This is a genomic window from uncultured Sphingomonas sp. (assembly GCF_964243315.1).
Classification (GTDB): domain Bacteria; phylum Pseudomonadota; class Alphaproteobacteria; order Sphingomonadales; family Sphingomonadaceae; genus Sphingomonas.
This window is the reverse complement of record NZ_CAXTEM010000027.1, coordinates 1-26,117: the sequence shown is the minus strand read 5'-3', so window position 1 is coordinate 26,117 and position 26,117 is coordinate 1. Positions and strand designations below refer to the sequence as shown.

Genomic DNA, 26,117 nt, shown 5'->3' with positions numbered 1-26,117 from the left:
CGGGAGCCGACGCCGTCCTCCTCTGCCGCTGATGCGCGATCTCTGCGCAGTGGACCTCGTCACCCCGGACCCGATCGTCGATCACCTCGTTCGGAGGCGAAGGCGAAAAGTCGCGATTTTGACGCGCCCTGTTTGTGTCCCCGCGAAGGCGGGAGCCCAGTACTGGGTCCCCGCCTTCGCGGGGACACAAGGCTGTACCTGTCGCAACGGTGTAAGCACCGACTTCATCCGGCTCCCTCCTGCCGAAGAATGCTTTAGCTCGGGCGGACTAGCGGGACCCCGATCGAGTCCGGGGTGACGGAGGATGGAAGGGGACGGTAGTTCTTTTGCGATCTTCTTGCCCGCGAAGCGGAGGCGAACCCTACCGCTTGATCCAGGATTGCTCGCGGAACCACTTCGTCACGATGTATTTCGTGCCCGCGACCACCGCGGTGCCTTCGTGGATGGTGCGCTCGTTGGGGCTGCCGTCGGGCTTCATGTTGTTCCAGGCGAGCAGTTGGCCGCGCTTGGGGGCGATGCGCAGGCCGGCCTGGGGGAACCAGGTCGCGCCGCCCTCCTCGACGTCGTTGAGGTAGATCATCGCGGTCCAGGTTCGCTGGCCGCCCGACTTCTTCATCGTCTCCCAGTAGCTCTCGCCCTCGTGGAAATAGTCGTGATGGGTGCGGAATTGCTGGCCGGGCGCGTAGCGTTGGCCCTGGATGGTCTCGCCGTGGTCCGGGTCAATGCCAAGCAGGAGGGCGATCGATTCGTCGACCGGCCGGACCTCCGGCGACCAGCGTTCCAGGTCGCAGCTCTCGCTGGTGCGGAAGCCGGTGCCGGCGCGGTCGGACAGCAGGGTGGACGGGCGGCGGCCAGCGTCGATCAGCGCGATCATGCGCTTGCATTGCGCGACGTCGAGGAAGGCGTCGTACAGATAGACCTGGGCGAAATCGGTGTCCGCGCGGCGGATGCGCGGATCGGCCTCGAGGCGCCGGGCGACCTCTGCGCCGATGCGGGCACGGTGCTTGTCAGGCGCGTTGGCGGCGGGGGCTTTGCGGGCGAACATCGTCAGCGACGTGGCAAGCGTGCCGTGCAAAGGCAAGGGCCCGGCGGCGATGCCGGGCCCTGCTGCAAGGTCGATCAGTAGAAGATGTCGTAGACCGTATCGACGACCTGGCCGCTGCCGATATCGACAAGCAGCGCGTCGTCATAGTAGCGGACCCAGCGATACGGACCATATGCCTCAGGCAGACGATAGGACCAGGGATCGTCGATCCAGTAGTTCTGGTCCCACAGGACCGACGACAGCGTGATCCCGACCGAGAAGCGGCGATAGCCGTTGCCCCAGCCGTTCGGCGCATAATATCGCGGCAGGCGGTACAGGCTGGAATTGCCGCTGCGATAGCGGTTCCAGTCGTAGCGGTCGTCGTTGCGCCAGCCGCGGTTCCACCCCTGACGCTGGTCGAAGCTATTGCCGCCGAAGCCATTGCCGCCGAAGCTGTTCCCGTAACCGTTGCGGCCGGCATAGCTGCGGTTGCGATCCCATTGGCCGCGCTGGCGATCGCGCGCGACGTCCTGACGATCGTTCCGGCCGTTGCCGCGATAATCACGACGGTCGTCCCGACGATCGACCCTGCGATCGGCGCGATCGCCGCGGAAGCCGGCGCCGTTGTCGGGGCGGTACTCGCGGCGAGCGTCGCCCCGGTCGTCGCGGGAACCGTTGCCGCCGAATTGCTGCCCCAGGTTCTGGCGGATTGCGGAGCGACGCTGTTCGCGCAGGTCGCCGCCGGCGTCGCGGCGCTGCTGCCACTGGGTGCCGGTCTGGGCCTGCGCGCCAGCGCGATACTGGAGGCGATCGCCGCCGTCGCGGTTGCGGAGTTGCGGTGCCGCCCTGACGGGGGCCGGTGCCTCGACTTGCGCCTGCGCTTGAACCTGGCGGGGAGCGCGCGGTTCGAACCCGCCGCCGCGATCGCCACGCTCGGCGCGCTCGGCGCGCATCTCCATGCGGCGTTCGCGGCGGTCCTCCTGCTGGGCTTGTGCCGCGATGGGCATCAGCATGGATGCGCCGAGCAGTGCCTTGATCAAGGTCTTCATGGTCGTTCTCACTCCCGCCGGCGCACGAGCCGGCCCCGATGATGCCTGATTGTGCGCCCCCGGCAGTGTCGCATGTCTGAACCCCTTCGTCAGCATTGCGAAAGCTGGCGGTTCAGCGTTGGCGGGTAGCGGCGGCGGGGGGAGAGACGGGCAAGTCGCGGATCACGCCCATGTTGAGCTTGCGGGTGTCGATCACGTCCTGCGCGAGCGCGCGCTTCAGTGCGAGGCCGGTGAGGTGCGGGGTCGGTTGCGAGCGGGAAGGCTCGACCAAGGCGGGGGGCTCGACGAAGGCGAGCGGGGGCGGGGAGAGCGTGCGCGGCCCCGGGCGTGGTCCGACCGGCGGGAGGCTAGGGGGGCGGGAGAGCGCCAGCTTGATGAGTGCGGGTAAGGCTGCCTGGACCGCGGGCGTGGGCCTCGGGGCGGGGGTCGCTTGTGGCTTGGCGGCGATCGGTGTGGCTATGGGAGACGCTGGCGCCGGCCGCGGCACGGGCACGGAGGTGACCGCGTAGTGCGAGGCCGCCAGACCGGCGAGGCCAGCGAGCATAGCGACCAGAGCGAAGGCGCTGACGACGGCGCCGCGGGTGGTGCGGCCCTTTACCGGCATCGCCGCGAGATCACGGGTGTGGGTCTTGGCGTTGCGCGCGGGCGCAAAGACCGCGGCCAGGTCGTTATAGGCCGGGTCGCTGTCGAGCAGGGGGCGCTCTCGTTGTTGTGCTTCAGGTCTCAAGTCGTTGTTCCGCCGGTAAGATCCCGTTCGAAGCTACGCGGGAGGGCGGCGTTCGGATGCGTTTTGTCGCTTGGATGAGCATGTTTCAGCGAGGCGGCACGCCGCGGCGGAAGGCCTGGTGAGCGTCGCCTCACATCTATCCGTTCGTGCTGAGTAAGGACCGAGTAGCTCCTGCAAGGAGCGTATCGAGGGCTCGTATCGAAGCACAGGTTCCACGCGCCAACCTGCCCTTCGATACGGGCCCTCGATACGCCGCTTCGCGGCTACTCGATCCCTACTCAGGACGAACGGTGGAGGAGCGCGATCGGTGGCAGCGCATCATTCTCCCGGCATCGCTCGCGGCTTTAATCAGGACGAGCGGCAGACAAGCGGGATCACTGGCCGCGCTTCACTTTCCCGGCACGAGCGCCGGCACCGCGCGCGCGGCGTCGGCGGGGTCGATGCCGGGGCGGGCGCCGGTGGGGATAATGTCTTCGCCGCGGGTGGCGCGGGCGGCGAGCTGCACGGCCTCGACGACCCGCGGGTAGATGCCGCAGCGGCAGATGTTGGTGAGACCCTGCCGGATAGCGTCCTCGCTGGGGTCGGGGGTCTTCTTGATCAGCGCTGCGGCGGCCATGATGAAGCCGGGGATGCAGAAGCCGCATTGGGACACGTTGTTGGCGATGAAGGCAAGCTGCACGGGGTGGTTGCGTTCGCGCGACAGCCCTTCGATCGTGGTGACGAAGCTGCCTTCGATGCTGCCGATCGCGATGCGGCAGGATCGTCGCGCGGCGCCGTCGATGTCGACGGTGCAGGCGCCGCAATGGCCGGTGCCGCAGCCATATTTAGTGCCGGTGAGGTTCGAGGCGTCGCGGAGCGCCCAGAGCAGCGGGGTCGCCGGGTCGAGCCGGTATTCGACCGGCTGATTGTTGACCGTGAAGCGCGTCATCGCGGTGTCCTAGCCGAGGCGCGTGGCGGTTGAACAGGCGTCAATGGCCGAGCGCGGCGATCTCGGCAGGGTCGAAGCCGAAGTCGCGCAGCACCGCGGCGTCGTCGCGATCGGCGGGCATCATGGGTGCGACGGTCGGGCTGGCGGAATAGCGCGGGGCGGGGGCGGGCTGGACGACGCCGCCGGCCTCGACCAGCGTGCCGCGCGCCTGGTTGTGCGGATCGGCGGCGGCTTCGTCGAAGTCGAGCACGGGGGCGAAGCAGACCTCGTGCCCCGCGAACGCCTCTACCCAGGCGTCGCGGGTGCGGGTCCTGAACTGCGCCGTGAGGTCGGCCTTCAGCGCCGGCCAGGCCTTCGGGTTCATCTGCGCGGACCAGCGGTCGTCGTCGAGCGCCATGACCCGGCGCAGCGCGGTGTAGAATTGTGGTTCGATCGCGCCGATCGCGACGAACTTGCCGTCGGCGGTCTCGTAGGTGTCGTAGAAATGCGCGCCGGTATCGAGCAGGTTGGTGCCACGGTCACCGCGCCACAGGCCGGCGGCGCGGAAGCCCCAGATCATGCTCATCAGCAGCGCCGATCCGTCGGTCATCGCCGCATCGACGACCTGGCCCTCGCCGGTGCGCTGGGCGTGGAGCAGCGCGGCGAGCATCCCGAAGGCGAGCATCATCCCGCCGCCGCCGAAATCCGCGACCATGTTGATCGGCGGGGTCGGCTTCGCGCCGGCGCGGCCAAAGGCGTTGAGCGCGCCCGAAATGGCGAGATAGTTGATGTCGTGGCCGGGCTGATCGGCCATCGGGCCGGTCTGACCCCAGCCGGTCATGCGGCCGTAGACGAGCCGTGGATTGTCGGCGTGGAGGATGTCGGGACCGAGCCCGAGCCGCTCCATGACGCCGGGGCGGAAGCCCTCGATCAGGCCGTCCGCGCCTGCCGCGAGCCGGCGGACCGCGGCGATCGCCTCCGGGCGCTTGAGGTCGAGCGCGATCGAGCGGCGCGAACGGAGCAGCGGATCGAGCGCTGCGGCGGCGATACCGCTGGTGCCGGGGCGGTCGATCCGGATGACCTCGGCGCCGTGATCGGTGAGCATCATGCCGCAGAACGGGCCGGGGCCGATCCCGGCGAGCTCGACGATGCGGATGCCGTGGAGCGGCGGCGTGGTCATGCTGGGCTCTCCCTCTGCGGGGGATGGTAGGGGAGGAGCGGGTGAGCCACAACAAAAGTTATGGTCGACCCGTCTTCATCCCTTGGTCGCCACCCCGGCGAAGGCCGGGGCCCAGTTGCGGAGGTGGATGTAACGGAGCGCTGCGCGTCGCCATCATCGTTCCGCGACTGGGCCCCGGCCTTCGCCGGGGTGGTGTAGTCGGGTGTTGTCAGCCTTGCTTCGCGCCCGATCCTAGCCGCGGCGCCGGGCGGCCGGTGGCCAGGTCGGCATCCGAGAAGCGGATCGGGGTGCGCAACCCTGCGATCGCGTCGCCCGGCACGACCATGCCGCGGGCGCGGACCTGTGGGTCTTCGAGCGCCTGTGCGACGGTGTTGATCGGCCCGGCGGGAACGCCCGCCGCCTCGAGCCGCGCGAGCAGGTCGTCGCGCGCGAAGCGCTTCGTCGCTTCGGTGATCGCGGCGAACAGCGGCTCGCGGTGGTCGAGCCGCCCGGCGTTGGTGGCGAAGCGCGGGTCGGTGGCCTCGACCTCCAGCCCCGCCACCGCGCAGAAGCGGCGGAACTGCGCATCGTTGCCGACCGCGAGGATGAACCAGCCGTCTGCGGTTTCGAACACCGCGTAGGGCGAGACGTTGAGGTGCGCGTTGCCGACCCGCGGCGGGGTGACGCCGCTCGCGAAGTAGTTCGCAGCCTGATTGGCGAGCATGCCGGTCATCGTATCGAGCAGCGCCATGTCGATCTGCTGCCCGCGCCCGGTGCGTTCGCGCATCGCCAGCGCGGCCTGGATCGCGATCACGGCGTAGAGCCCGGTGCCGATGTCGGCCATCGCTACGCCGATCTTCTGCGGCGCGCCGTCGGGCTCGCCGGTCAGGTCCATCATCCCGCTCATGCCTTGGATAATGAAGTCATAGCCTGCACGTGGCGCATAGGGGCCGTCCTGGCCGAAGCCGGTGATCGAGCAATAGACCAGCCGCGGGTTGAGCGCGGCCAGCGACGCATAGTCGAGCCCGTATTTGGCGAGTCCGCCAACCTTGAAGTTCTCGATCAGTACGTCGGCTTCGGCAGCGAGATCGCGGACCTGCTGCTGGCCGGCGGGTGTGGTGAAGTCGATCACCAGCGAGGTCTTGCCGCGGTTGCAGGCGTGGAAATAGGCCGCGTCCCGCGTGCCGTCGCCATTGTCGACGAAGGGTGGGCCCCAAGTCCGGGTATCGTCGCCGGCGGGGCTTTCAACCTTGGTGACCTCGGCGCCGAGATCGGCGAGTACCTGTCCAGCCCACGGCCCGGCGAGGATGCGCGCGAGTTCTAGGACTTTGAGGCCAGCGAGGGGGGTCTGTTTGCTCACCCTGCCACTTTTCCTACTACCCCGGCGGAGGCCGGGGCCCAGTCGGGAAGGCCTTGGTAATTGTGCGCAGCGTCAGCCAAGTCGCGTCTCCCAACTGGGCCCCGGCCTTCGCCGGGGTGGTAGAAGGGGATGCGAAGCGGGACGTCCATCAGAACGCCGCCAGCCCCGTGATCGCGCGGCCGAGGATCAGGGCGTGGACGTCGTGCGCGCCCTCATAGGTGTTGACCGTTTCGAGGTTCATCAGGTGGCGCATGACGTGATATTCCCCCGAGATGCCGTTGCCGCCGTGCATGTCGCGCGCCATCCGCGCGATATCGAGCGCCTTGCCGACATTGTTTCGCTTGACGATCGAGACCATCTCCGGCGCGAAGCGGCCCTCGTCCATCAGTCGACCTACGCGAAGCGAGGCCTGCAGGCCGAGCGCGATTTCGGTCTCCATGTCGGCGAGCTTCTTCTGGAACAGCTGCCGGCCAGCAAGGGGCGTGCCGAACTGCTGGCGGTCGAGGCCGTATTGGCGCGCCGCGTGGAAGCAGAATTCGGCGGCGCCGAGCGCGCCCCAGCTGATCCCGTAGCGGGCACGGTTGAGGCACGAGAACGGACCCTTCAGCCCCTGCACGTCGGGGAGCAACGCGTCCTCGCCGAGCTCGATCTCGTCCATCATGATCATGCCGGTGACCGAGGCGCGCAGGCTGAGCTTGCCCTCGATCTTCGGCGCGGACAGGCCCTTCATCCCCTTTTTGAGGAGGAACCCGCGGATGCCGCCGCCATGCGCGTCGGACTTCGCCCACACCACGAACACGTCGGCGATCGGCGAGTTCGAAATCCAGGTCTTGGAGCCCGACAGCAGATAGCCGTTGTCGGTCTTGATCGCGCGGGTCTTCATGCCGCCGGGATCGGAGCCCGCATCGGGCTCGGTCAGGCCGAAACAGCCGATCCATTCGCCGCTGGCGAGCTTCGGCAGGTATTTGCGCTTCTGTTCTTCCGATCCGAACGCGTTGATCGGGTACATGACGAGGCTCGACTGGACGCTCATCATCGATCGATAGCCGCTGTCGATCCGCTCTACCTCGCGCGCGACCAGGCCGTAGCTGACGTACGAGGCGCCGACGCCGCCATATTCTTCCGGGATGGTCGGGCCGAGCAGGCCGAGCTCGCCCATCTCGCGGAAGATCGCAGGATCGGTATGTTCGTGCTGGAACGCGTCGACGATCCGCGGCGCGAGCTTGTCGTCCGCGTAAGCCCGCGCACTATCGCGGATCATCCGCTCGTCTTCGCTCAGCTGATCGTCGAGCAGGAACGGGTCCGCCCAGTCGAATGCGCCCATGCCGGCCATCATGATCTCCTTTTGAGAACGCGGTACGGACGGATGGGGGGCGGGGCAAGGGGGTGCGCATTCCTCCCCGGCACGGGGAGGGGGACCGTTCGGCGACAGCCGTATGGTGGAGGGGGCTTGCCACGAGTGTATCGCTCGGGGATGGCCCCCTCCGTCACCGCTTCGCGGTGCCACCTCCCCCTGGCGGGGAGGAGTGAGTTAGAGACCGAAGCGCAGGGTAACGCGGATGTCCCGGCCCGCCAGCGGCGCGAAATCCTTCAGGAAGCTGGCGTGGCGCCGCGCCACCACGTCGAAGATGTTGTTCGCCGACAGCAACAAGCTGGTCTTGCTGTCCTGGCCGAACGGCGAGAACCCGATCGAGGCGTTGACCATCGTGTAGTCGTCGGTGCGCGTCTCGAACGGGGCGATGCGGTTCTGCGGGAAGACGTGCTCGACTTCGACACGGGCGTTGGCCGCGTCGCCTTGCGCCTCGATGCCGCCGAGCACGCGTGCGGGCGGGATGCGCGGGATCGGGCCCTGGTCGACGATCGTGGCGCGGACATAGTCGCCGAGCACGTCGGCGTTGATCGTATAGCCGCCGATCCGCGCCAGCCGTGCCGAGGCATCGGCTTCGAACCCGTAATAGGTCGCGTCCTGCTGCTGGTATTGGAAGCAGGGCAGGTCGACCTCGCGGCCGGACGGCGCCGCAGCCGCCTGGCACACGGCAACGTCGACCTGGTTCTCCGAGGTGTAGTTGCTGAAGCGGTTGTAATAGGCCGATGCGTCGAGGCTGAAGCCGTCGCCATGGACGTGCGCGGTCGCCTCGATGCCCCAGCTCTTCTCCAGCTTGAAGTCGGGGTTGCCGAGTTCGTATGCCTGGGTGCCGGCATGCGCGCCGTTGGCGAACAGTTCCTCGCCCGACGGCGCGCGTTCGGTGTGCGACAGGTTCACGCCGAGCCGAACCGCGTCGGTGACGCCGTAGCTGGCGCCGAGCGAGCCCGACACCGCCTCGAACTGGCGGCTGCCGCGGAAGAAGCGCGCGTCATCGGGCAGGGTGCGCGCGGCGAGATCGGTGGTCTCGTAGCGCAGGCCTCCCTCCGCGCGGAACGCCCCGCTGCTATATTGTTGCAGCGTGAAGAAGCCGGTTTGATTGGTTTCGTTCTTGGGCAGGAAGGCTTCGTCGCCGACCACGTTGAAGATGCGATTGAAGAATTGCACGCCCGACGCGCCCTGCCAGCCGCCGCGATTGGCCTGGACCAGCTCGAGTCGGCCCTCAAGCCCCTTGTTGTAGAAGGCGGTGCCGACGCTGCCGTCCTCCTCCAGCTCGAAATGGCGGTAGCTCGCCTGGCCGGCGCGGATGCGGATGCGATCCAGGAAGCCGCCGCCGGTCTTGACCTCGCCGCGCAGGTCGAACCGGTTCTGGACGACCGACAGGCGCGGCGCCTCCTGCTCCTGCCCGACCGCGGTCGCGAAGCGGATCGGGACGCCATAGAGGCTGTCGTAATGGCTGTACGACACGCCGAGATTGCCGGTGTCGGTGATGATCGATGCGCCGGCGCCAGCGGTCCAGGTCTCGGCGGCGGAATTCGGCAAGCGGTTGCGGAGCGCGGCGGAGGCGGCGAAGTCGATCGGCTCGTCGGTATCCGGCTGCGGCAGGCCGACCTGGCTTAGCGCGGCAGCACGCGCGGCGGGGGAGAGGAGATAGCCCTTGCCGGTGCGCAGATCGTCGCTCTTGAGGTACGATCCATCGGCGTGGAGGACGAGATGTTCGCCGACCGCGACATCGCCTGCAGCGCCGCCCGACCGCTCGGTCGCGGCCGACCCGAAATTGGCGATGCCGTTGAGGCGATAGCCGTTGGTTGGGACGGTACGTGGGATGCGCGTGTCGATGACATTGACGACGCCGCCGACTGCCGACGAACCGAACAACAGCGCCGAGGGGCCGCGCAACACCTCGACGCGCTCGGCGAGCAGCGGATCGATGATGACGGCGTGGTCGACGCTGGTGTTGCTGACGTCGATCGAGCCGATGCCGTCGGTGAGTACACGGATGCGCTCGCCCTGGAAGCCGCGCAGGATCGGGCGCGAGGCACTGGGGCCGAACGAGGTCGCGGACACGCCGGGCTGGCGGGCGAGCGTCTCACCGATCGTTGGGCGCAGATTGCGGGTGAGTTCCGCGCCCGAGATCACCGAGGTGCCCTGCAACACGTCGCGCTCGCTGGTCTCGACCACCCCGGTGATGATGATGTCGCGCCTGGAGTCGGGCTCTGCAGTCCCGGGCGCGGTCGATTGCGCGAAGGCGGGCACGGCAAGAAGGGCAGCACCGCTGGCGAGGACGAGCTTGATCATGAGGGAACTCCGGGGAAGGCAACCTGTCGCCGGGCTCCCTAGCCGCCGTGTTACGATATATCAAAATGATTTTGCTGCGAGTGCACAGTTAATTCGGCAGGCCGCGGCCGTTCAGCTGGACGAGGTCGGTTTCGACACCAGCGTCATCAGCTAAAGTCTCGTACGAACATCGAGCAGTTCGGGGAAGAAGCGTTGCTCCACGACCTTGGCGAGGTAGGGCACGCCGGGGGTGCCGCCGGTGCCGGTCTTGAAGCCGATCACGCGCTCGACCGTCTTCAGGTGGCTGAACCGCCAAAGCTGGAGGTGGTATTCCAGGTCCACGAGCTTTTCGGCAAGCTCGTACAGGTCCCAATAACGGTGGGGATCACCGTAGACGGTGGCCCAGCACGCCTCGACCTCGGGTGACGATCCGGCGCTGATAGCGACATCGCGGTCGAGTCGGTCGGCGGGGATCGGCAGGCCGCGGCGGGCGAGGAGGCGAAGTGCCTCGTCGTAGAGGCTGGGGCGGCGGAGCTCGTCTTCGAGCCGCTCGCGGACATCGGCCTCGTCGAAGATCGCGATCATCGCGGCGTTGCGATTGCCCATGACGAATTCAAGCTGGCGATACTGGTCGGACTGGAAGCCCGAGCTGGTGCCGAGCGAGCCGCGCATCGTCGCGTAGTCGGCCGGGGTCATCGTCGCGAGGACCTCCCATGACTGGATCAGCTGCGCCTGGATGCGGCTGACGCGCGCCATCATCTTGAGCGCTGGCTGGAGGTCGTCCGCAGCGATCCGGCGGCGCGCCTCGCCGAGTTCGTGGAGGCAGAGCTTCATCCACAGTTCCGACGCCTGGTGGATCGTGACGAAGAGCAGTTCGTCGTGCACGCCGCTACGCGGGGTCTGGACCGCTAGAAGTTCGGGCAGGCGGAGGTAGCTGCGATAGGTGACTTTGGTCATAACCGGGGGGTAGCGGCGCATGCGCCGATTTACAAAGCTGCCGGCATACGGTCCGCCCAGGTCAGGCGTCGTCGTTCTCGATCGTCAGCACCTCCAGACGGACCTGACCGGGATGCCGATCGAGGGTCAAATCGGCGACCAGATGGCCGCGCAATGGCAAATCGGCCTCGAGCAGCGCCGCCAGCCAGTCGTCTGTAGCCGTGTTCTGGTCAACCTGCAGATCGATGCGGTGACGGACGCCGGCAAAGATCGCGCTCGCCCAGGATCGCTCGTCGGTGGCGCACACGACCACCGCCGCGCCCGCCGCCCGTGCGGAGATCCTGAGCGCGCGGACTAGCAGCACCGCGGCATCGGTGACGGGGGCGGGCATCATGCGCCGTCGTTCCCGATGAAGGCATCGATCCGCGCCAGCATCTTCGGCCCTGGGATGCGGCCCCGCTTGAGGTCGCCGACGAGTCGTGGATCGTTGACGGCGAGCCGTCCGAACTTGGTCGGGGGCATCTGGGTACGGCGTAGATAGCGGTCGATCTTGACCAAGGGCGTCATCGTCTTTCTCCCGAGTCTCGGACGATGTTCTAGTTCTGTTCCATTCTCCAACTTGTCTAGGAAAATTTCCTACGCTAGGTATTCGCCCGTGGAAACGCAGGATCCTAGGTCGTCGTTGAAGACGCTGGCAATCGGGCGCGGCACCAGCCTGGCGGCGTTGTCTGCGATGCTCGGGCGGAACGCGGCGTATCTGCAGCAGTTCGTGACGCGCGGGTCGCCGCGTGCACTCGACCGCGAGGATCGGCGACGGCTGGCGGACTTCTTCGGGGTGGACGAGGGGGTGCTGGGCGGCGAGCCGGCGCGGCGTGGCTTCATCGTGCCGCGGCTCGACGTCGCCGCGTCGGCGGGCGCGGGGGCGTTCGTCGATGGCGAGATCGTGGTGGGCGCCGATGCGATCGACCCTGCGCTCGCGTCGCGGCTCGGGCTGAGCGAGGGGCGCGCGGGCATCATCCGGGTGCGCGGTTCGTCGATGGAGCCGGGGCTGGTCGATGGCGACCTGATCGTGGTCGATCTGGCCCGACGTCTACCGGGCGCGCGGGGCGAGGTGTTCGTGATTCGCATCGACGGCACGACGATGGTCAAGCGAGTCGCGCGGGGGTCGGCAGGGCTGGTCGCGACCAGCGACAATCCCGACGCACCGCCGATGCCTGCTGCGCCCGTCGAAGTGATCGGGCGGGTCGTGTGGCTGATGCGGGCGCCGCGATGACGGTCAGGCGGCCCTGATCGCCTCCGCGCACGGATCGCGCAGGTTCGCCGCGAGAAACGTGATCAGCGCCTCGACTCGCGCCGGTCGCAACGGGCTCGGCGGGGTGAGCAGGTGGAGCCCGATCGGGCCCGGCGCCCAATCGGCAAGGATCTGCACGACGCTGCCGTCGGCGATGTGGGGGCCGATGATGAAGCCGGGAAGGCGCGCGATGCCCAGCCCGGCGAGGATCGCGGGGATTAGCGCCTCGCCGCTGTTGGCGACCAGCGGTCCTTCGGCGCGCACCGCCACCTCCGCATCGCCGGGGCCGCGGAAGCGCCATGGGCCGGTGACGTTGGCGTAGCCGAGCAGCTTGTGTTCGCCGAGCTGCGCTGCGTGGGTCGGGGTGCCGTGCTTTTCGAGATAGGCGGGCGACGCGATCAGGTGCGTCGAGATGCCGCACAGCCGCCGCGCGCGCAGCGAGCTGTCGGGCAGGTCGGCGATGCGTAGGGCGATGTCGAAGCCCTCGGCGACGATGTCGACCCGAGCATCAGAGCAATGCAGGTCGATCTCGATCCCCGGATGCGCGACGAGGAAGTCCGCGACCAGCGGCGCGACGTTAGTGATGCCGAAGCTCATCGGCGCCGCGAGGCGGATGCGCCCGCTATGCCCGGAAGCGCCATCGCGCGCCGCTTCCTCCGCGGCGAGCGCCTCGGCAAGTATCCGTGCAGCGTGTTCGGCGAGCGGCTTGCCCGCCTCAGTGAGCGCGAGACGACGGGAGGTTCGATGGAACAGCGATTGGCCGAGATGCGCCTCGAGACGGGTGATCGCCTTCGACACCGTCGCCTTGCTCAGCCCGATCGCGTCGGCGGCGCCGCTGAACGAGCGGTGCTCCACGATCGCCGCGAAGATCGCCCAGGCTTCGAGATCGGGTAGGCGCATCGGCGGGTCTCCAAAGGTGGCGCTTCGCTGCTATCAGCTGAAACGATAGGTTTCTACCGTTTCCATTTAAGTCGTGATCTTTTCGCCTATCTTGGCTGCAACAGATTGGAGACAGTCCATGATCGCTACCGACACCAAGATCGACCGCCGCCCGTTTTCGACGCTCGGCCATGCCAATCACGGCTGGCTCGACGCGCGGCATCATTTCTCGTTCGCCAACTATTACGAGCCGACCCGGATGGGCTGGGGCGCGATCCGCGTCTGGAACGACGATGCGATCGGGCCGAACTCGGGCTTTCCGCCCCACCCGCACAAGGACATGGAGATCATCACCTATGTCCGCAGCGGCGCGATCACGCACCAGGATTCGCTCGGCAACACCGGCCGTACCGAGGCGGGGGACGTCCAGGTGATGAGCGCCGGGTCCGGGGTTCGCCACGCCGAGTACAATCTCGAGAACGAGACGACGACGCTGTTCCAGATTTGGATCGAGCCGACCCGCACCGGCGGCAGCCCGAGCTGGGGCGCCAAGCCATTCCCGAAGAACGATCGCAGCGGTCGGTTCGTGACGCTCGCCAGCGGGTTCGCGGACGATGGCGATGCGCTGCCGATCCGTGCCGAGGCGAGGGTGATGGCGGCGACCGTCCGAGCGGGCGAGACCGCAGAGCATTCGATCGGCGACGGGCGCCACGTTTATCTGGTGCCGGCGACCGGTGCGATCGAGATCGACGGCGAGCGGATCGACGCCCGCGACGGCGTCGCACTGACCGGGCCGCAGACCGTGACCATCACCGCGATCGACGACGCCGAGATCGTCCTCGTCGACTCGCTCTGACGCGATCACCGCCATGCTCCTGCGAACGCAGGAACACGGTCTGCTAATTACTCATAGTTTCAGAGGAAAACGACATGACCAAGGTTCTCGTACTCTACTACTCGTCCTACGGGCATATCGAGCAGATGGCTGACGCGGTGGCCGAGGGCGCACGCGAGGCCGGTGCCGAGGTGGACATCCGCCGCGTCGCCGAGACCGCGCCTGCCGCTGTTGTCGAGGCCGCGCACTTCAAGACCGACACCAAGCACCCGGTGATCGAAAGCCCCGATGCGCTGGTCGATTACGACGCGATCATCGTGGGCGCGCCGACCCGCTATGGGCGGATGCCGAGCCAGATGGCGAGCTTCTGGGACACCACTGGCGGGCTGTGGTTCCAGGGCAAGCTGATCGGCAAGGTCGGTGGCGCGTTCACGTCGACCGCGAGCCAGCATGGCGGCCAGGAGACGACCTTGTTCTCGATCATCACTAACCTGCTTCACCACGGGATGACGATCGTCGGGCTCGATTACGGCTTTCAGGGTCAGCAGGGCGTCGACGAAGTGAAGGGTGGCACCCCTTATGGCGCGTCGACGATCGCAGGCGACGGATCGCGCCAGCCGAGCGAGGTCGAGCTTGCGGGCGCGCGGTATCAGGGCAAGCGGATCGCCGAGGTCGCGGCGAAGCTGGCGTAACCCGGGGCGGGGGTGGCAGGGAAGGCAACCACCCCGGCGAAGGCCGAGGCCCACTCACGAAGATGGACGTAACCGGGCGCGTGCCTGACCGGCGACTCTCGTACCTGGGCCCCGGCCTTCGCCGGGGCGGATAATGTTAGTTGCGCTGCCGAGGGTGACCTGCAGATCGCGCCAGACCTAACGCCGGCGCTTGCGCTGTTTCTTGCCTGTCCAGGTCGGCGCCGCGACGAAGGTCGGGGGCGCCGGCACGTCGTTCAGCACGTACGTGTCGACGACCGCCGGGTTGGCGGGGAAGTCGCGCCTCGCCTTGGCGAACACGAAGCGGGCCCGGGCAGCGCCGGGCGTTGCGGCGGTGGCGCCGACCCAGCGCCAATGCCAGGGCTCCCATTTGACGTTCTGCCGGTTGCCCCCCGGGAAGGACATCTCGAATCCGTAGCGTGGCGCATTGGCGACCAGCCACCGAGCGGTAGCGGTCGCGGCCATGCAGGCTTCGGCATCGGGGCAGTCGGTCCGCGGCCGCACCGCGAAGTCGATCACATAGCCTGTCGAATGTTCGCTATGCCCCGGCGGCGCAACCGAGATCGAGCGGTCAGCGGCGCCGCCCGCGGGGCGCTCGCGGCAGAACACGTCGGCTTGGCGAATGATCGACCGATGGCATGACAGGCCGCGCAAGCTCCCTGCCGGCGCGGCGGCGAGCAGGCGTTCGAGATCGGGCATGATGTCGCGCCGGATTAGGCACGCACCGAGCGCGAAGCCGGCCGGCGCCGGGACCAGATCGGTCGGCGGCGCGTCGCCATAGGAAAGATGACCGTAGACGCGGTCGGCGCTCGACATGCTTGCCTGCGCCGCTTCGCAGAGCTGCGCCTGCGCGCCGGCGGGCACCCCGACCAGCGCGACGACGAGAAGGGCCGCGGGGGAGAAGACGGGGCGCTTCATGCGACGCGGCTCTGGCATGGCGGGCGCGCAAGTGGCAAGGGCGGCGCATGCATGGTGACCACGTCCTATTCCTCGACGGCGAAGCGCTAGTGATCGACAAGCCTGCTGGCCTGCCGGTCGATCCGCCGCGCGACGGCTCGCTTAGCCTCGAAAATCATCTCGATTCGCTTAAGTTCGGCTTCAAGCGCTGGCCGCATCCGGTGCACCGGCTCGATCGCGACACCAGCGGGTGTTTGCTGCTGTCGCGTAATCCGAAGGCGCATGCCCGGCTGCAACAGGCGTTCGAACGTGGCGCGGTAGGAAAGACCTATCTGGCGGTGCTCGATGGTGTACCCGAGGGCGAGGGCGGCGTCATCGACCTGGCACTCGCCAAGGTCAGCACGCGCGAGGATGGCTGGCGAATGGTCGGCGATCCCACGGGCAAGGCGGCGCGCACGGCGTGGCGGTTGGTGTCCGTGACCGACGGCCGCGCCTGTGTCGAGTTCAAGCCGGAGACCGGGCGGACTCACCAGATCCGGGTGCACGCCGCGAGCGGTCTCGGCATCGCGGTGATCGGGGATCCGGTCTATGGCCGCGCCGATCCGCGGGGGATGATGCTCCACGCGCACAAGCTGGTGGTGCCGCGCGAGGGCAAGGACCCGGTGATCGCCGAAGCGCCGATGCCCGAACGGTTCGCGGGGCTGATGTGATCGCGGTGCCCGAGGACGCGATCGAGGAACGCTTCCTCGCCGCCTCGGGACCGGGCGGGCAGAACGTCAACAAGGTCGCGACCGCGTGTCAATTGCGCTGCGACGTGTGGAAGCTGGGGCTGCACCCGGAAACGTATCGCCGGCTGAAACTCGCCGCGGGCAGCCGGATGACCGCGGGGGGCGCGTTGGTGATCACCGCGCGGCGTTATCGGACGCAGGAGGCGAACCGCGCCGACGCGCGCGAGCGGCTGGCGGCATTGCTCGCCACCGCCGAGGAGCGCGAGGCGCGTCGGGTCAAGACCAAGCCGTCGCGCGCGGCGAAGGCGCGACGGGTCGACGAGAAGAAGGGGCGCAGCGCGGTGAAGGCCGGGCGCGGCCGAGTCAGCGCGGAGTAGAGATATGTACGAGTTCGACATCAGCCGGGGATCGAAGGCCGATCTGTACCGCGACTTGATCGCGGCGGCGGACGCGCTCACCGCCGACGAGCCTGACCAGATCGCCAACATGGCGAACGTCGCGGCGTTGCTGTGGGAATATCTGCCCGACGTGAACTGGACCGGCTTCTACCGGATGATCGGCGGCGAACTGGTGCTCGGACCGTTCCAGGGCAAGGCGGCGTGCATCCGCATCGCGGTCGGTGCGGGGGTATGCGGGGCGGCGGCGGCGTCGCGCGCAACGCAGCTGATCGAAGACGTCCACGCCTTCCCCGGGCATATCGCCTGCGACGCGGCGAGCCGGTCCGAACTGGTGGTGCCGATCGTCAGCGGGGATGCGCTGGTCGGGGTGCTCGATCTCGACAGTCCGATCCCGGCGCGCTTCGATGCCGAGGATGCCGCAGGCTGCGAAGCGCTTGTGGCGCTGATCGCGAGCCGTGTGGGCTGATCCGAAACGGGACCGTTCGCATGCTGGCGAGCGACAGGCGCGGCTGATAACCCTTCGTCAACCATGACGACTGCCGGCGACTGTCCGGCGAGGGAGAAGACGATGCGCACGGTGATGATCGCGACGGCCGTGCTGGCGCTTGTCACGGCGGATGGCGCGGTGGCGCAGCGCAGCGCCAAGCAGCAACGCGTCGCGCATGCCGCTGCCGGTCGAACCGCCGCTTTGCCCGACACCTATCGCCGGCCGACACGCGGGTGGGCGTTGCCGGTCTATTGGCAGGCGCAGCGCTTCGCGGTGGCGGACTGGCGTGCGCTCGGCTTGCGCGAGCCGCTGCCGGGCTATCGCTGGATGCGGTATCACGATGACGCGGTGCTGGTGGATCGCAATTATTCGATCTTCGATGTCGCGACGGGTGCCGCGGGGACGGGTGGCGATCCGTTCTACGCCAATGACGATCGCGTCTATGCCGGTCCGGGCGAGCGTCGGGTTCTTGGTGCGCCATACGCGCGGCCCCGAATGGTGCCACAATCCGAACCGATGTACGATGCGGACGGCGAGCCGCCGGTCGCGCCCGAGCGGATGCCGCCGCTGCCGGTCGACTATGCGGACGACGAGTGGGTCTCACCCGATGGGCGAACGGTCGTGACCAGTCGTCGCGATGATCGGCCCTGGGGCGGCAGCGTGACGACGATTACGATCGGCAACGCGGCCACCACGACGACGACGACGACTACCGAGAGCTACTAGGAGCCGGTCGTTCGCATTCGTCGCCGGGCAAAAAAATGGGGCGGCACCTGAAAGGAGCCGCCCCGTAGTTCGGGGGAGGATCGGTCGACAGGGGAGACGACCGACCAGTCGCTGCTCGCAAGGGGGAGGGCAGAGCAGCGATGACCCGGATATGGGGGAGGTTTGTTGCAGATGCATGTCACGTTTGTAGCAATGCATCGTTTCCGGTTCGCATTTGGTGCGTGCAGCCGTTTCGCTTCGTGGCGGGCTCTCTCTCGATCATTCGTGCTCCCGCGAAGGCGGGAGCCCAGTACTGGGTCCCCGCCTTCGCGGGGACACAAGGGGCGAGGCATCCTAATGCTCAGGCCTTGTTGAGACCGGGGTAAGGGCGATGGCAGCATGCAACCCGAGGGTTCACCCGCTCGCGTCCTGCGCTAAGGCGCGAGTATGACCGCCGCCTCCACCCGCCGGATCCTCACCGCCAGCCTGGTCGGCACCGCGGTCGAATTCTACGATTTCTACATCTACGCCACCGCGGCGGCGCTAGTGTTCGGGCCGTTGTTCTTCCCGGCGGAGAGCGCGTCGGCGCAATTGTTGCTGGCTTATGCGAGCTTTGGACTGGCGTTCGTCGCTCGACCCGTCGGCGCGATCGCCTTCGGGCATTTCGGTGATCGAGTCGGGCGCAAGTCTACGCTGGTCGCGAGCCTGTTGCTGATGGGCGGGTCGACCGTCGCAATCGCGTTCCTGCCCACCTATGCTCAGGTCGGGTGGGCGGCGCCGGCGCTGCTGTGCGTGTTGCGGTTCGGGCAGGGTTTCGGCCTCGGCGGGGAATGGGGCGGGGCGGCGTTGCTGGCGGTGGAGAATGCGCCGCCGAACCGGCGCAACACCTGGGGCATGTTCCCGCCGCTCGGTGCACCGGTCGGTTTCATCGCGGCGAACGGGCTGTTCCTGATCCTCGGCCTCTGGCTCGACGACGCGCAGTTCCGTGCGTGGGGCTGGCGGCTGCCGTTCCTGGTCAGCGCGGTGCTGGTCGGGCTCGGGCTGTGGGTGCGGCTGAAACTGACCGAGACGCCCGCCTTCCTTGAAGCCGCACAGGCCGAGGCGTTGCCGCGCGTGCCGATCGCGGCGCTGGTGGCGGATCATGGCCGGGCGGTGCTGGCGGGGACGTGCGGCGTGGTGGCGTGCTTCGCGCTGTTCTACCTCGCGACCGCCTTCGCGCTCGGCTACGGCACCACGACGCTCGGCTATACCCGCGAGGCGTTCCTCGCGATCGAATTGGGCGCGATCCTGTTCCTTGCCGCCGGGGTGATCATCGCGAGCATGGTCGCGGACCGGAGCAGCGCCGAACGTATGCTGGTCATAGGGTTCGTCGGCTGCATCGCCGCGGGACTGCTGATGGGACCGATGCTGGGTGCGGGGTCGCTCGCCGGGGTGTTCGCGTGGCTGGCGCTGGCGTTGTTCGTGATGGGCTTCGCCTATGGCCCGCTCGGCGGATGGCTGCCGAGCCTGTTCCCCGCGGGGGTGCGCTACACCGGCGTGTCGATGACCTTCAACCTCGGCGGGATCATCGGCGGTGCGGTCGCGCCGATCGCCGCCCAGGCGCTGGTCGAGCGCGGCGGGCTGGCGTGGGTCGGCGGCTATCTGGTCGCTGCGGGGGTGTTGAGCCTCGCCGGCCTGGCGCTGTTGCGGCGCTAGGCCGCGCGCAGCAGCGTCAGCCTAGCCTTGCCGTGGACCCTGGTCGCGTCGATCGTGAAGCCGGCGATGTCGATCTCCTCCGCCTTCGCGGTCTCGATGCTGATCCACGTCGCCGGACCGGTCCAGCCAAGCCGGGCGAGCTTGTCGAGCGCCACGTTGCCCGCACCCGATCCATAGGGCGGATCCATCAGGATCAGGTCGAGCGGCGCAGGCGCGGGGCCGAGCGCCATCACCGAGGTGGCGCGGACATCGATGCGATAGTCCGGTGCGCGCGCCTCGAGCTTGGCGAGGTTCGCCTTCAGCGCGTCGACCGCGGCGCGATCCTGCTCGACGAACAGGCACGACGCCGCGCCGCGCGACAGCGCCTCGATCCCGAGCGCGCCCGATCCGGCGAACAGATCGGCGACCGCCAGTCCTTCGAAACTGCCGAGGCGGCTCGCGAGCATCGAGAACAGCGCCTCGCGGGTGCGGTCCGCGGTGGGACGGGTGGCGTCGCCCTTGGGCGCGACGAGCGGGCGACCGCGCCAGGTGCCGGCGATCACGCGCATCTCAGCGCTTGCCCTTGGGCGCGCGGGGCGGATGCCCGCGACCGCCGGAGGGGCCCTTCGGCGGTCCCTTGGTCGGGCGCGCCGGGCGTGAGGGACCGTCGCCGCGCGGGGCGCTGCGGTCATGGGGCTTGGTCGTCGCGCGGGCAGCGCGCGCCTGTCCCTCGTTGCTGCGGGTGCGCGCGGTCGCGCCGCGCACCGGCGCGGGGCGGTTGCCGCCGTCCGGTCGCGCCCATGGCGACTCGCCGGAGCGATCCGGGCCGCGCGGCGCGGCGCGGTCAGCGGGCTTGTCGGGGCGTGCGCGGGAAGTGAGCGTGCGCGCTTCTGATCGATCGTCGTCAGGCCGGCGCGCGCGTGGCGCGACCTGGGCGTCGGCAGCCTGTTGCTGGCGGCGGCGCTGGCCGACGCCGAAGCCCTGCGGGCCGGTGCGCGGCTTCGCCGGCCGTTCGGGCGCAGGCGCGGCGGCGCGCTCGTCGCGGCGTGGCGCGCGTTCCGGCGCGCGATCGTCGCGTCGTACCGGACGGGGTGCGGGGCGATCGCTGCCCTCGCGCGGCAGTCGCGCGCGGGGCGCCACGGCGGGCGGCGGCGTCGCGCGGGCGGGCTTCTGCGCCTCGACCTCGACGGTGACCTGTTCGCCCGCGACCTTGCCGCGCTTGGGTCCGTCGAGCAGCTTGCGGAAGGCGACGAGGTCGTTCTGCTTGACCTCGCCGATCTCGCCGGGCGCCAGATCGCCGAGCAGGAACGGGCCGTAGCGGGTCCGGATCAGGCGACTGACCTGAAGCCCGAGATGTTCGAGGACGCGGCGGACCTCGCGGTTCTTGCCCTCGGTCAGCACCAGCTCGATCCAGGCGTTGGCGCCGGTGCGGCGTTCGAGATTGGCGTCGATAGGGCCGTAGCGGATGCCCTCGATCTCGATGCCCTCGATCAGTTCCTCGAGTTGAGCTTGGGTGATCGGGCCATAGGTGCGGGCGCGATAGGCGCGTTCGACCCCGGTGGCGGGAAGCTCGAGCTGGCGCTTCAGCCCGCCATCGGTGGTGAGGAGCAACAGCCCCTCGGTATTGAGATCGAGCCGCCCGACCGGCACCAGCCGCGGCAGATCGTCGGGCAGGCGATCGTAGATCGTCGGCCGCCCCGCGGGATCGCGTTCGGTGACGAGCAGCCCCGTCGGCTTGTGGTGGAGGAACAGCCGCGCGCCCTGCGGCGCCTCGACCGGCTCGCCGTCGACGGTCACCCCGGCGAGCGTGCGGATGATCGTCGCGGGCGTGTCCAGCACGACGCCGTCCAGCGCGATCCGCCCCTCCGCGATCATCCGCTCGATCTCGCGGCGTGAAGCGATCCCGGCGCGCGCGAGCAGCTTGGCGATGCGGTCGCCGCCGCGTGGTTCGGGGGTGCCGGCAGTCGGCTGGTCTGGTTTGTCGGTCGGCATGCCGCGGCTGATACATGCGATTGCCGCCAAGGTGAAAATATTTGCGACCGTTGCCGGCAGTGCGCGTTATGTCCGCGAGCGTAACGAACGCTCTGGGAGTTTCGATGATCTTCGGCCGGAAGAAGCGAAAGATCGTGCGGCTCCTCGTCGTCGAGGACGAGCCGCTGGTCGCGTTCGACACCGAGTATTTCCTGATAGAATCCGGTTTTCAAATCGTCGGCACGGTCGACAGCGCCGCGCATGCGATCGCGCTGGTCGGCAGCGCGGCGGCGATCGACCTGGTGCTGGCGGACATCAATTTGGCGGGCGGCAGCGGCATGGACGTCGCGCGCGCCGCACGGACGCGTGACATTCCGGTGCTGTTCGTTACGGGCAACTGCCCGCCCGAGGCCGCGGGGATCGCGGCGGGCTGTCTGGACAAGCCCTATGCGCAACGCGATCTGCTTGCGGCGATCGGTGCCATCGAGGCGCGGCTGGAGGGCAAGCCGACCAAGCGACTGCCAGGCGGGTTGCGGTTGTTCGAACCTTCGGCGGGGTGACGGCGGACGAAGGTTGGTTCGCGTGGAACTGCTTCGCCATTCATCGATCCTCTTCGTCATCCCCGCGCAGGTGGGGATCCAGACTGGCAAGCGTTGCCGGTGAAGCACTGAAGCCAGCCGGAATGGATCCCCGCCTGCGCGGGGATGACGGTTGGGAAGGGGCAATGAAGAAGCGCGTAGCGTGGTTCTCCTTCAAGTCGTGCGCTTCTCTCGCTAGGGTCCCGCGAAATCGGGTGGGGACGCGTGGATGAGTGCGACGGGTGACTGGAAGGCGGGGCTGAAACCCTATGTCGAGAAGGAGCCGATCGCGGCCTTCACGCTCGGCATCTCGTCGGGTTTTCCGATCGCGATGATCGGCGCGACGCTGACCAGTCGGCTGGCACAGGACGGGCTCGACAAGAAGACCATCACCGCGTTCACGCTCGGGTTTCTCGTCTACAATCTGAAGCCGCTTTGGGCTTGGCTGATCGATGGCGTCCGCCTGCCGGTGCTCGGGCGGCTCGGGCAGCGGGTGTCGTGGCTGATCTTCGCAGGGCTGCTCGTGGTCGGCGCGGTCGCCAATCTGGCGTTCGTCGATCCACGTGCCGATCTCGGCGCGACGATCGTCGCCGCGGTGCTGGTCGGCATCGCCGGCGCGACCTTCGACATCGTCATCGACGCCTACCGGATCGAGACGCTCAAGCCTTATCAGCTCGGCGTCGGATCGGGGATGGCGCAATATGGCTATCGGATCGGCAACGTCGCGGCGGCGTCGCTGGCGTTGGTGTTGGCGGCGCGCGTCGGCTGGGCGGCGGGCTACCTTGCCTGTGCGCTGTTCGTGCTGCCTGCGATCCTGACCGGATTGTTTCTCGGCGAGCCGCCGCGGCATCGCGAGCCGGCCGCGCGGCGCGGCGCTGCCGAGGTCGTCGCGTCGATCGTCGGGCCGTTCGTCGAATTCTTCCAGCGCGCGGGCGCGGTGATCATCCTGGTCTTCATCCTGATCCACAAGATCGGCGATACGCTGGCGAACATCGTGCTGCGGCTGATGCTCAACGACCTCGGCTTCACCAACGACGAGATCGCGATCTACGATGTCGGGGTCGGCTTCTGGGCATTCCTGATCGGCGTGTTCGTCGGCGGCGCGATCTATGCGCGGCTTGGGTTGAAGCGGTCGGTGATGATCAGCCTGGTGCTGATGGCGGTGTCGAACGCCAGCTTCGCACTGCTTGCCGCGGCGGGGCACAGCAATTTGGGGCTCGCGGGCACGATCGGGTTCGAGAACTTCACCAGCGGCATCGGCAGCGTCGCGGTGACCGCCTATTTCTCGGCCTTGTGCGACCTGCGCTTCACCGCCGCGCAATATGCGCTGATCTCGGCGGCGGCGAGCGTGGTCGGGCGGCTGCTGACCGCGACCACCGCGGGCGGGCTGGTCGAGCGCTTCGGGTTCGTCGACTTCTATTGGGGGACGACGATTGCGGCGGTGCCCGGCGTGCTGCTGTTCTGGTGGATGAGCCGCAGCGGGCTGGTCGACCGGTCGATCGGCAGCGCGGGCGTCGCCGGCGAAGGCGACGCGCGCGAAGGACTGCCAGTCTAACCGCGCTCGCCGATCGGGCGACCGGCGTCGGCGAACGCGGCGGCGACGATCGCCGCGCTCGCCAGCACGCCGTCGACGCGGCGAGCGCCGAGCAGGTCCGAAAGCAGGTAGCGCGCGGTATCCGGTGCGGTTTCGACCCGCGCAAGCACGGTGGGGAGCGCGCCTTCCGCCGGAGTCATCCGCGCGCAGCAGCAGGGCGCGATCGCGATCGTGCCGCTGGCGTGCGTGGCGAGATCGGCCATCAGGTTGCGCATCAGCAGCAGCGGTCGCCTGAAATCCTGGCCGAAGGCGTTGATCAGCAGGTTCGCGGCGCCCGCGTCGTGGAGGCCGTGGGCGCCCATACGGCGGATCGCGAACAGGACGATGCGCGCGTTGGTGCAGGTCGGCAGCGCGTGCGGCAGGATCGTCATTGCGGGGGCAGCAAGGGTCATGATCGCGACATCTCCAGAAGCTGTCGCGAGGATCGCTGCTTGGTTATTGCAAGTCAATAGCAATAACAGATCAGGTGGGCGGCTCGTCGTTGAGCGCGAGCGCTTCGCCTGCGAGGTAGAGCGAGCCCGCGATCAGCACCAAGGGGGAGGCACTCGCGCGGTCCAGCGCATGGGGGATGTCGGTCGCGATATCGGCGGCTAGCCCAAGGTCACGTGCGATTGCCGAAAGCGTCTCCGGGGCGTGGTGATCGTGGCCAGGCACCGGGACCGCGACGACCCGTGAGATGGACGGCGAAAGCGCGGCCAGAACGCCCGCAGCGTCCTTGTTCGCAAGCATGCCGGTGACGAGCGCGACGGGACGGCCCTTCGCCAGGCTACGCAGAGCCTTCGCGACGGGTTTGGCGGCGGACGGGTTGTGAGCGCCGTCGAGCCACAGCTCGCTCGCAGGCGGGAGTCGATCGGTGAGCGGGCCGGTCCCGAGCCGCTGCATGCGCGCGGGCCAGGTCGCCCAATCGGCCGCCGCGCGCATCGCCGCCTCCGGGACCGTCAGCGCGCCCTGGTGGCGCAACATTGCCAGTGCGAGCCCGAGGTTGCGCGACTGGTGCGCGCCGACGAGCCTCGGTCGGTTAGTGACGACCGCGAACCCCGCGTCACGGTAGCGCAGCGTCGCCCGCGCGGTCTCGCTGTGCCACGCCGATCCGCGCGCGAGAACCGGCGCACCCGCGGCAGCGGCTACCGCGGCGATCCGGTCGTGCAACGCGCGCGGGTAATCCATCGTGACCAGCGGCACGCCGGCCTTGGCGATGCCGGCCTTCTCCGCGGCGATGGTCGGCAGTTCGGTGCCGAGGAACGCCTCGTGATCCATGCCTAGCGCCGCAATCCCGCACACCGCAGGAGCGGGCAGGACGTTGGTGGCGTCGAGCCGTCCGCCCAGTCCGACCTCGACGATACAGGCAGCCGCCGGGGTGCGCGCGAAGGCGAGGAAGGCGGCGGCGGTGGTGATCTCGAAGAAGCTCGCGCCGATCCCGTCAGCGACGTCGAGCACCTCGGCGAGCAGCGTGGCCAGCGCGTCGTCGTCGATCAGCCTACCCGCAACGCGGATGCGTTCGTTGAAACGGACGAGATGCGGGCTCGAATAGACGTGGACGCTGTGTCCCGCCGCTTCGATCGCCGCACGAAGAAACGCGCAGGTCGACCCCTTGCCGTTGGTGCCGGCGACATGGAAGACCGGCGGCAACGACAGATGCGGGTCGCCGAGCCGCGCCAGCAGGCGAGTGATGCGGTCGAGCCCGAGAATGTCGGCGCCGGGCGAGGTGGTGGTCAGCCGGTCGAGCTGCGCCTGTACCGCAGGCGAGGTGGAGACGGCGTGATCGGGCATGGTCCGCGCCCTGCGATCAGGCTGCCTTGCGCTCGCCGCACAGATACGCCGACACCGACGCCAGCGTATCGCGCAGGTTCTTGCGGTGCACGACCATGTCGAGCATGCCGTGATCCAGCAGATATTCGGCGCGCTGGAAGCCATCGGGCAGCTTTTCCCGAATGGTGTTCTCGATCACTCGCTGGCCGGCGAACCCGATCAGGGCATTAGGCTCCGCGATCTGCACGTCGCCGAGCATGGCGTAGCTCGCGGTGACGCCGCCCGTCGTCGGATCGGTCAGCACGACGATATAGGGCAGGCCGGCATCGTGGAGCATCTGGATCGCCACCGTCGCACGCGGCATCTGCATCAGGCTGAGGATGCCCTCCTGCATGCGCGCGCCGCCGGCCGCGGTGAAGATGATGTAGGGCGCGTGATCCTCGATCGCGGCGCGGACCCCGGCGACAAACGCCTCACCCACGGCGAGCCCCATCGATCCGCCCATGAAGGCGAAGTCCTGAACCCCGATCACGACCTTATTGCCGGCGAGCGTGCCGCGCGCGTTGATCAGCGCGTCGCTCTCGTCGGTGGCAATGCGAGCCGCCCGGATGCGGTCGACGTAACGCTTCGAGTCGCGGAACTTCAGCGGGTCCTCGGGCACGCGCGGCGCGGCGAGCTGAATGTAGCGGCCGTCGTCGAACAACTGGGCGAAGCGTTCCTTGGGGCCGATCCGCTCGTGATGGTCGCATCGCGGGCAGACATGAAGGTTCTCCTCCAGTTCCTTGGTGAAGACCATCTGCCCGCAGCCCTTGCACTTGT

Annotated in this window: 28 protein-coding genes; 10 read left to right on the top strand and 18 right to left on the bottom strand. The window is 68.5% G+C overall.

Annotated features, from left to right (window positions below; translation table 11 throughout):
• Positions 1 to 361: 361 nt before the first annotated feature.
• The 11 genes from ACFE77_RS09685 to ACFE77_RS09635 all read right to left on the bottom strand — a co-directional run bounded on the left by ACFE77_RS09685 (position 362) and on the right by ACFE77_RS09635 (position 11,369).
• Complete coding sequence (locus ACFE77_RS09685; protein ID WP_375421434.1) at positions 362 to 1,045, bottom strand: prolyl hydroxylase family protein; 684 nt, start codon at positions 1,043 to 1,045, stop codon at positions 362 to 364.
• A gap of 74 nt (positions 1,046 to 1,119) precedes the next feature.
• Positions 1,120 to 2,073 (bottom strand): RcnB family protein, encoded by a 954-nt coding sequence (locus tag ACFE77_RS09680; protein ID WP_375421433.1) that lies wholly within the window; start codon positions 2,071 to 2,073, stop codon positions 1,120 to 1,122.
• Positions 2,074 to 2,185: 112 nt separating this feature from the next.
• On the bottom strand, positions 2,186 to 2,800 hold the full coding sequence (locus ACFE77_RS09675; protein WP_375421432.1) for a hypothetical protein: 615 nt from the start codon (positions 2,798 to 2,800) through the stop codon (positions 2,186 to 2,188).
• Positions 2,801 to 3,188: 388 nt separating this feature from the next.
• Positions 3,189 to 3,728, bottom strand: coding sequence for a (2Fe-2S)-binding protein (locus ACFE77_RS09670; protein ID WP_375421431.1), 540 nt, complete (start codon positions 3,726 to 3,728; stop codon positions 3,189 to 3,191).
• Positions 3,729 to 3,768: 40 nt separating this feature from the next.
• Positions 3,769 to 4,887, bottom strand: coding sequence for a CaiB/BaiF CoA transferase family protein (locus ACFE77_RS09665; protein ID WP_375421430.1), 1,119 nt, complete (start codon positions 4,885 to 4,887; stop codon positions 3,769 to 3,771).
• A 208-nt stretch (positions 4,888 to 5,095) separates the two neighbouring features.
• Entirely contained in the window at positions 5,096 to 6,226 is a 1,131-nt protein-coding gene (locus tag ACFE77_RS09660) for a CaiB/BaiF CoA transferase family protein (protein WP_375421429.1), read from the bottom strand.
• A 148-nt stretch (positions 6,227 to 6,374) separates the two neighbouring features.
• Positions 6,375 to 7,559 (bottom strand): acyl-CoA dehydrogenase, encoded by a 1,185-nt coding sequence (locus tag ACFE77_RS09655; RefSeq protein ID WP_375421428.1) that lies wholly within the window; start codon positions 7,557 to 7,559, stop codon positions 6,375 to 6,377.
• Between the two features lie 198 nt (positions 7,560 to 7,757).
• Positions 7,758 to 9,887, bottom strand: coding sequence for a TonB-dependent receptor (locus ACFE77_RS09650; RefSeq protein WP_375421427.1), 2,130 nt, complete (start codon positions 9,885 to 9,887; stop codon positions 7,758 to 7,760).
• A gap of 150 nt (positions 9,888 to 10,037) precedes the next feature.
• The gene (locus ACFE77_RS09645; protein WP_375421426.1) at positions 10,038 to 10,823 is read right to left on the bottom strand and encodes a tryptophan 2,3-dioxygenase; all 786 of its coding nucleotides are present in this window, start codon (positions 10,821 to 10,823) and stop codon (positions 10,038 to 10,040) included.
• A 61-nt stretch (positions 10,824 to 10,884) separates the two neighbouring features.
• A complete protein-coding gene (locus ACFE77_RS09640) occupies positions 10,885 to 11,196 on the bottom strand; it encodes a hypothetical protein (RefSeq protein ID WP_375421425.1) in 312 nt (103 codons plus the stop codon).
• Positions 11,193 to 11,369: a hypothetical protein gene (locus ACFE77_RS09635; RefSeq protein WP_375421424.1), complete on the bottom strand. Its 177-nt coding sequence runs from the start codon at positions 11,367 to 11,369 to the stop codon at positions 11,193 to 11,195. The genes ACFE77_RS09640 and ACFE77_RS09635 overlap by 4 nt, the downstream gene beginning before the upstream one ends.
• A gap of 115 nt (positions 11,370 to 11,484) precedes the next feature.
• Here ACFE77_RS09635 and ACFE77_RS09630 point away from each other — a divergent pair, with 115 nt between their 5' ends.
• Complete coding sequence (locus ACFE77_RS09630; RefSeq protein WP_375421423.1) at positions 11,485 to 12,075, top strand: helix-turn-helix transcriptional regulator; 591 nt, start codon at positions 11,485 to 11,487, stop codon at positions 12,073 to 12,075.
• Between the two features lie 3 nt (positions 12,076 to 12,078).
• Here the strand turns inward: ACFE77_RS09630 and ACFE77_RS09625 are convergent, their stop codons facing one another.
• A complete protein-coding gene (locus ACFE77_RS09625) occupies positions 12,079 to 12,993 on the bottom strand; it encodes a LysR family transcriptional regulator (protein WP_375421422.1) in 915 nt (304 codons plus the stop codon).
• 118 nt (positions 12,994 to 13,111) lie between these two features.
• On the opposite strand from ACFE77_RS09625, the gene ACFE77_RS09620 reads away from it, so the two are divergent.
• Positions 13,112 to 13,828, top strand: coding sequence for a pirin family protein (locus ACFE77_RS09620; protein WP_375421421.1), 717 nt, complete (start codon positions 13,112 to 13,114; stop codon positions 13,826 to 13,828).
• Positions 13,829 to 13,902: 74 nt separating this feature from the next.
• On the top strand, positions 13,903 to 14,499 hold the full coding sequence (gene wrbA, locus ACFE77_RS09615) for an NAD(P)H:quinone oxidoreductase (protein ID WP_375421420.1): 597 nt from the start codon (positions 13,903 to 13,905) through the stop codon (positions 14,497 to 14,499).
• A 177-nt stretch (positions 14,500 to 14,676) separates the two neighbouring features.
• Here the strand turns inward: wrbA and ACFE77_RS09610 are convergent, their stop codons facing one another.
• Positions 14,677 to 15,435, bottom strand: a complete 759-nt coding sequence (locus ACFE77_RS09610) for a M15 family metallopeptidase (protein ID WP_375421419.1) — start codon at positions 15,433 to 15,435, stop codon at positions 14,677 to 14,679.
• A gap of 47 nt (positions 15,436 to 15,482) precedes the next feature.
• Between ACFE77_RS09610 and ACFE77_RS09605 the strand changes: the two genes are divergently transcribed.
• The 5 genes from ACFE77_RS09605 to ACFE77_RS09585 all read left to right on the top strand — a co-directional run bounded on the left by ACFE77_RS09605 (position 15,483) and on the right by ACFE77_RS09585 (position 19,427).
• The gene (locus tag ACFE77_RS09605; protein WP_375421418.1) at positions 15,483 to 16,124 is read left to right on the top strand and encodes an RluA family pseudouridine synthase; all 642 of its coding nucleotides are present in this window, start codon (positions 15,483 to 15,485) and stop codon (positions 16,122 to 16,124) included.
• Positions 16,121 to 16,519, top strand: coding sequence for an alternative ribosome rescue aminoacyl-tRNA hydrolase ArfB (gene arfB / locus ACFE77_RS09600; RefSeq protein ID WP_375421417.1), 399 nt, complete (start codon positions 16,121 to 16,123; stop codon positions 16,517 to 16,519). Before ACFE77_RS09605 ends, arfB begins: the two co-directional genes overlap by 4 nt.
• Before the next feature lie 4 nt (positions 16,520 to 16,523).
• A complete protein-coding gene (locus ACFE77_RS09595; RefSeq protein WP_375421416.1) occupies positions 16,524 to 17,006 on the top strand; it encodes a GAF domain-containing protein in 483 nt (160 codons plus the stop codon).
• Positions 17,007 to 17,108: 102 nt separating this feature from the next.
• Complete coding sequence (locus ACFE77_RS09590) at positions 17,109 to 17,753, top strand: RcnB family protein (RefSeq protein WP_375421415.1); 645 nt, start codon at positions 17,109 to 17,111, stop codon at positions 17,751 to 17,753.
• A 426-nt stretch (positions 17,754 to 18,179) separates the two neighbouring features.
• The gene (locus tag ACFE77_RS09585) at positions 18,180 to 19,427 is read left to right on the top strand and encodes an MFS transporter (RefSeq protein WP_375421414.1); all 1,248 of its coding nucleotides are present in this window, start codon (positions 18,180 to 18,182) and stop codon (positions 19,425 to 19,427) included.
• On the opposite strand, the gene rsmD is transcribed toward ACFE77_RS09585, so the two are convergent.
• Positions 19,424 to 19,975: a 16S rRNA (guanine(966)-N(2))-methyltransferase RsmD gene (gene rsmD, locus ACFE77_RS09580; RefSeq protein ID WP_375421413.1), complete on the bottom strand. Its 552-nt coding sequence runs from the start codon at positions 19,973 to 19,975 to the stop codon at positions 19,424 to 19,426. The genes ACFE77_RS09585 and rsmD overlap by 4 nt on opposite strands.
• Position 19,976: 1 nt before the next feature.
• On the bottom strand, positions 19,977 to 21,398 hold the full coding sequence (locus ACFE77_RS09575; RefSeq protein WP_375421412.1) for a pseudouridine synthase: 1,422 nt from the start codon (positions 21,396 to 21,398) through the stop codon (positions 19,977 to 19,979).
• Between the two features lie 104 nt (positions 21,399 to 21,502).
• Here ACFE77_RS09575 and ACFE77_RS09570 point away from each other — a divergent pair, with 104 nt between their 5' ends.
• Both ACFE77_RS09570 and ACFE77_RS09565 read left to right on the top strand, forming a co-directional pair.
• The gene (locus tag ACFE77_RS09570) at positions 21,503 to 21,937 is read left to right on the top strand and encodes a response regulator (RefSeq protein ID WP_375421411.1); all 435 of its coding nucleotides are present in this window, start codon (positions 21,503 to 21,505) and stop codon (positions 21,935 to 21,937) included.
• 247 nt (positions 21,938 to 22,184) lie between these two features.
• Positions 22,185 to 23,510, top strand: coding sequence for an MFS transporter (locus tag ACFE77_RS09565; RefSeq protein WP_375421410.1), 1,326 nt, complete (start codon positions 22,185 to 22,187; stop codon positions 23,508 to 23,510).
• On the opposite strand, the gene ACFE77_RS09560 is transcribed toward ACFE77_RS09565, so the two are convergent.
• The 3 genes from ACFE77_RS09560 to accD form a co-directional block, all read right to left on the bottom strand.
• Entirely contained in the window at positions 23,507 to 23,941 is a 435-nt protein-coding gene (locus tag ACFE77_RS09560) for a DUF6628 family protein (RefSeq protein ID WP_375421409.1), read from the bottom strand. The two genes, ACFE77_RS09565 and ACFE77_RS09560, sit on opposite strands and share 4 nt — an antisense overlap.
• Before the next feature lie 70 nt (positions 23,942 to 24,011).
• A complete protein-coding gene (locus ACFE77_RS09555) occupies positions 24,012 to 25,319 on the bottom strand; it encodes a bifunctional folylpolyglutamate synthase/dihydrofolate synthase (RefSeq protein ID WP_375421408.1) in 1,308 nt (435 codons plus the stop codon).
• Between the two features lie 16 nt (positions 25,320 to 25,335).
• On the bottom strand, positions 25,336 to 26,117 hold a 782-nt coding region (gene accD, locus ACFE77_RS09550; RefSeq protein ID WP_375421407.1), incomplete at its 5' end, for an acetyl-CoA carboxylase, carboxyltransferase subunit beta.

Excerpts from the sequence above, each read along its gene's own strand:
- ACFE77_RS09670 (WP_375421431.1), bottom strand. The coding sequence starts at position 3,728 with ATGACGCGCTTCACGGTCAACAATCAGCCGGTCGAATACCGGCTCGAC.
- ACFE77_RS09685 (WP_375421434.1), bottom strand. The coding sequence starts at position 1,045 with ATGTTCGCCCGCAAAGCCCCCGCCGCCAACGCGCCTGACAAGCACCGT.
- ACFE77_RS09595 (WP_375421416.1), top strand. The coding sequence starts at position 16,524 with ATGTACGAGTTCGACATCAGCCGGGGATCGAAGGCCGATCTGTACCGC.
- rsmD (WP_375421413.1), bottom strand. The coding sequence starts at position 19,975 with ATGCGCGTGATCGCCGGCACCTGGCGCGGTCGCCCGCTCGTCGCGCCC.
- ACFE77_RS09585 (WP_375421414.1), top strand. The coding sequence starts at position 18,180 with ATGACCGCCGCCTCCACCCGCCGGATCCTCACCGCCAGCCTGGTCGGC.
- ACFE77_RS09650 (WP_375421427.1), bottom strand. The coding sequence starts at position 9,887 with ATGATCAAGCTCGTCCTCGCCAGCGGTGCTGCCCTTCTTGCCGTGCCC.
- ACFE77_RS09590 (WP_375421415.1), top strand. The coding sequence starts at position 17,109 with ATGCGCACGGTGATGATCGCGACGGCCGTGCTGGCGCTTGTCACGGCG.
- ACFE77_RS09620 (WP_375421421.1), top strand. The coding sequence starts at position 13,112 with ATGATCGCTACCGACACCAAGATCGACCGCCGCCCGTTTTCGACGCTC.
- ACFE77_RS09605 (WP_375421418.1), top strand. The coding sequence starts at position 15,483 with ATGCATGGTGACCACGTCCTATTCCTCGACGGCGAAGCGCTAGTGATC.
- ACFE77_RS09610 (WP_375421419.1), bottom strand. The coding sequence starts at position 15,435 with ATGAAGCGCCCCGTCTTCTCCCCCGCGGCCCTTCTCGTCGTCGCGCTG.
- ACFE77_RS09680 (WP_375421433.1), bottom strand. The coding sequence starts at position 2,073 with ATGAAGACCTTGATCAAGGCACTGCTCGGCGCATCCATGCTGATGCCC.
- ACFE77_RS09640 (WP_375421425.1), bottom strand. The coding sequence starts at position 11,196 with ATGATGCCCGCCCCCGTCACCGATGCCGCGGTGCTGCTAGTCCGCGCG.
- ACFE77_RS09665 (WP_375421430.1), bottom strand. The coding sequence starts at position 4,887 with ATGACCACGCCGCCGCTCCACGGCATCCGCATCGTCGAGCTCGCCGGG.
- ACFE77_RS09565 (WP_375421410.1), top strand. The coding sequence starts at position 22,185 with ATGAGTGCGACGGGTGACTGGAAGGCGGGGCTGAAACCCTATGTCGAG.
- wrbA (WP_375421420.1), top strand. The coding sequence starts at position 13,903 with ATGACCAAGGTTCTCGTACTCTACTACTCGTCCTACGGGCATATCGAG.
- ACFE77_RS09645 (WP_375421426.1), bottom strand. The coding sequence starts at position 10,823 with ATGACCAAAGTCACCTATCGCAGCTACCTCCGCCTGCCCGAACTTCTA.
- ACFE77_RS09635 (WP_375421424.1), bottom strand. The coding sequence starts at position 11,369 with ATGACGCCCTTGGTCAAGATCGACCGCTATCTACGCCGTACCCAGATG.
- ACFE77_RS09575 (WP_375421412.1), bottom strand. The coding sequence starts at position 21,398 with ATGCCGACCGACAAACCAGACCAGCCGACTGCCGGCACCCCCGAACCA.
- ACFE77_RS09555 (WP_375421408.1), bottom strand. The coding sequence starts at position 25,319 with ATGCCCGATCACGCCGTCTCCACCTCGCCTGCGGTACAGGCGCAGCTC.
- ACFE77_RS09570 (WP_375421411.1), top strand. The coding sequence starts at position 21,503 with ATGATCTTCGGCCGGAAGAAGCGAAAGATCGTGCGGCTCCTCGTCGTC.
- ACFE77_RS09655 (WP_375421428.1), bottom strand. The coding sequence starts at position 7,559 with ATGGCCGGCATGGGCGCATTCGACTGGGCGGACCCGTTCCTGCTCGAC.
- ACFE77_RS09625 (WP_375421422.1), bottom strand. The coding sequence starts at position 12,993 with ATGCGCCTACCCGATCTCGAAGCCTGGGCGATCTTCGCGGCGATCGTG.
- ACFE77_RS09560 (WP_375421409.1), bottom strand. The coding sequence starts at position 23,941 with ATGACCCTTGCTGCCCCCGCAATGACGATCCTGCCGCACGCGCTGCCG.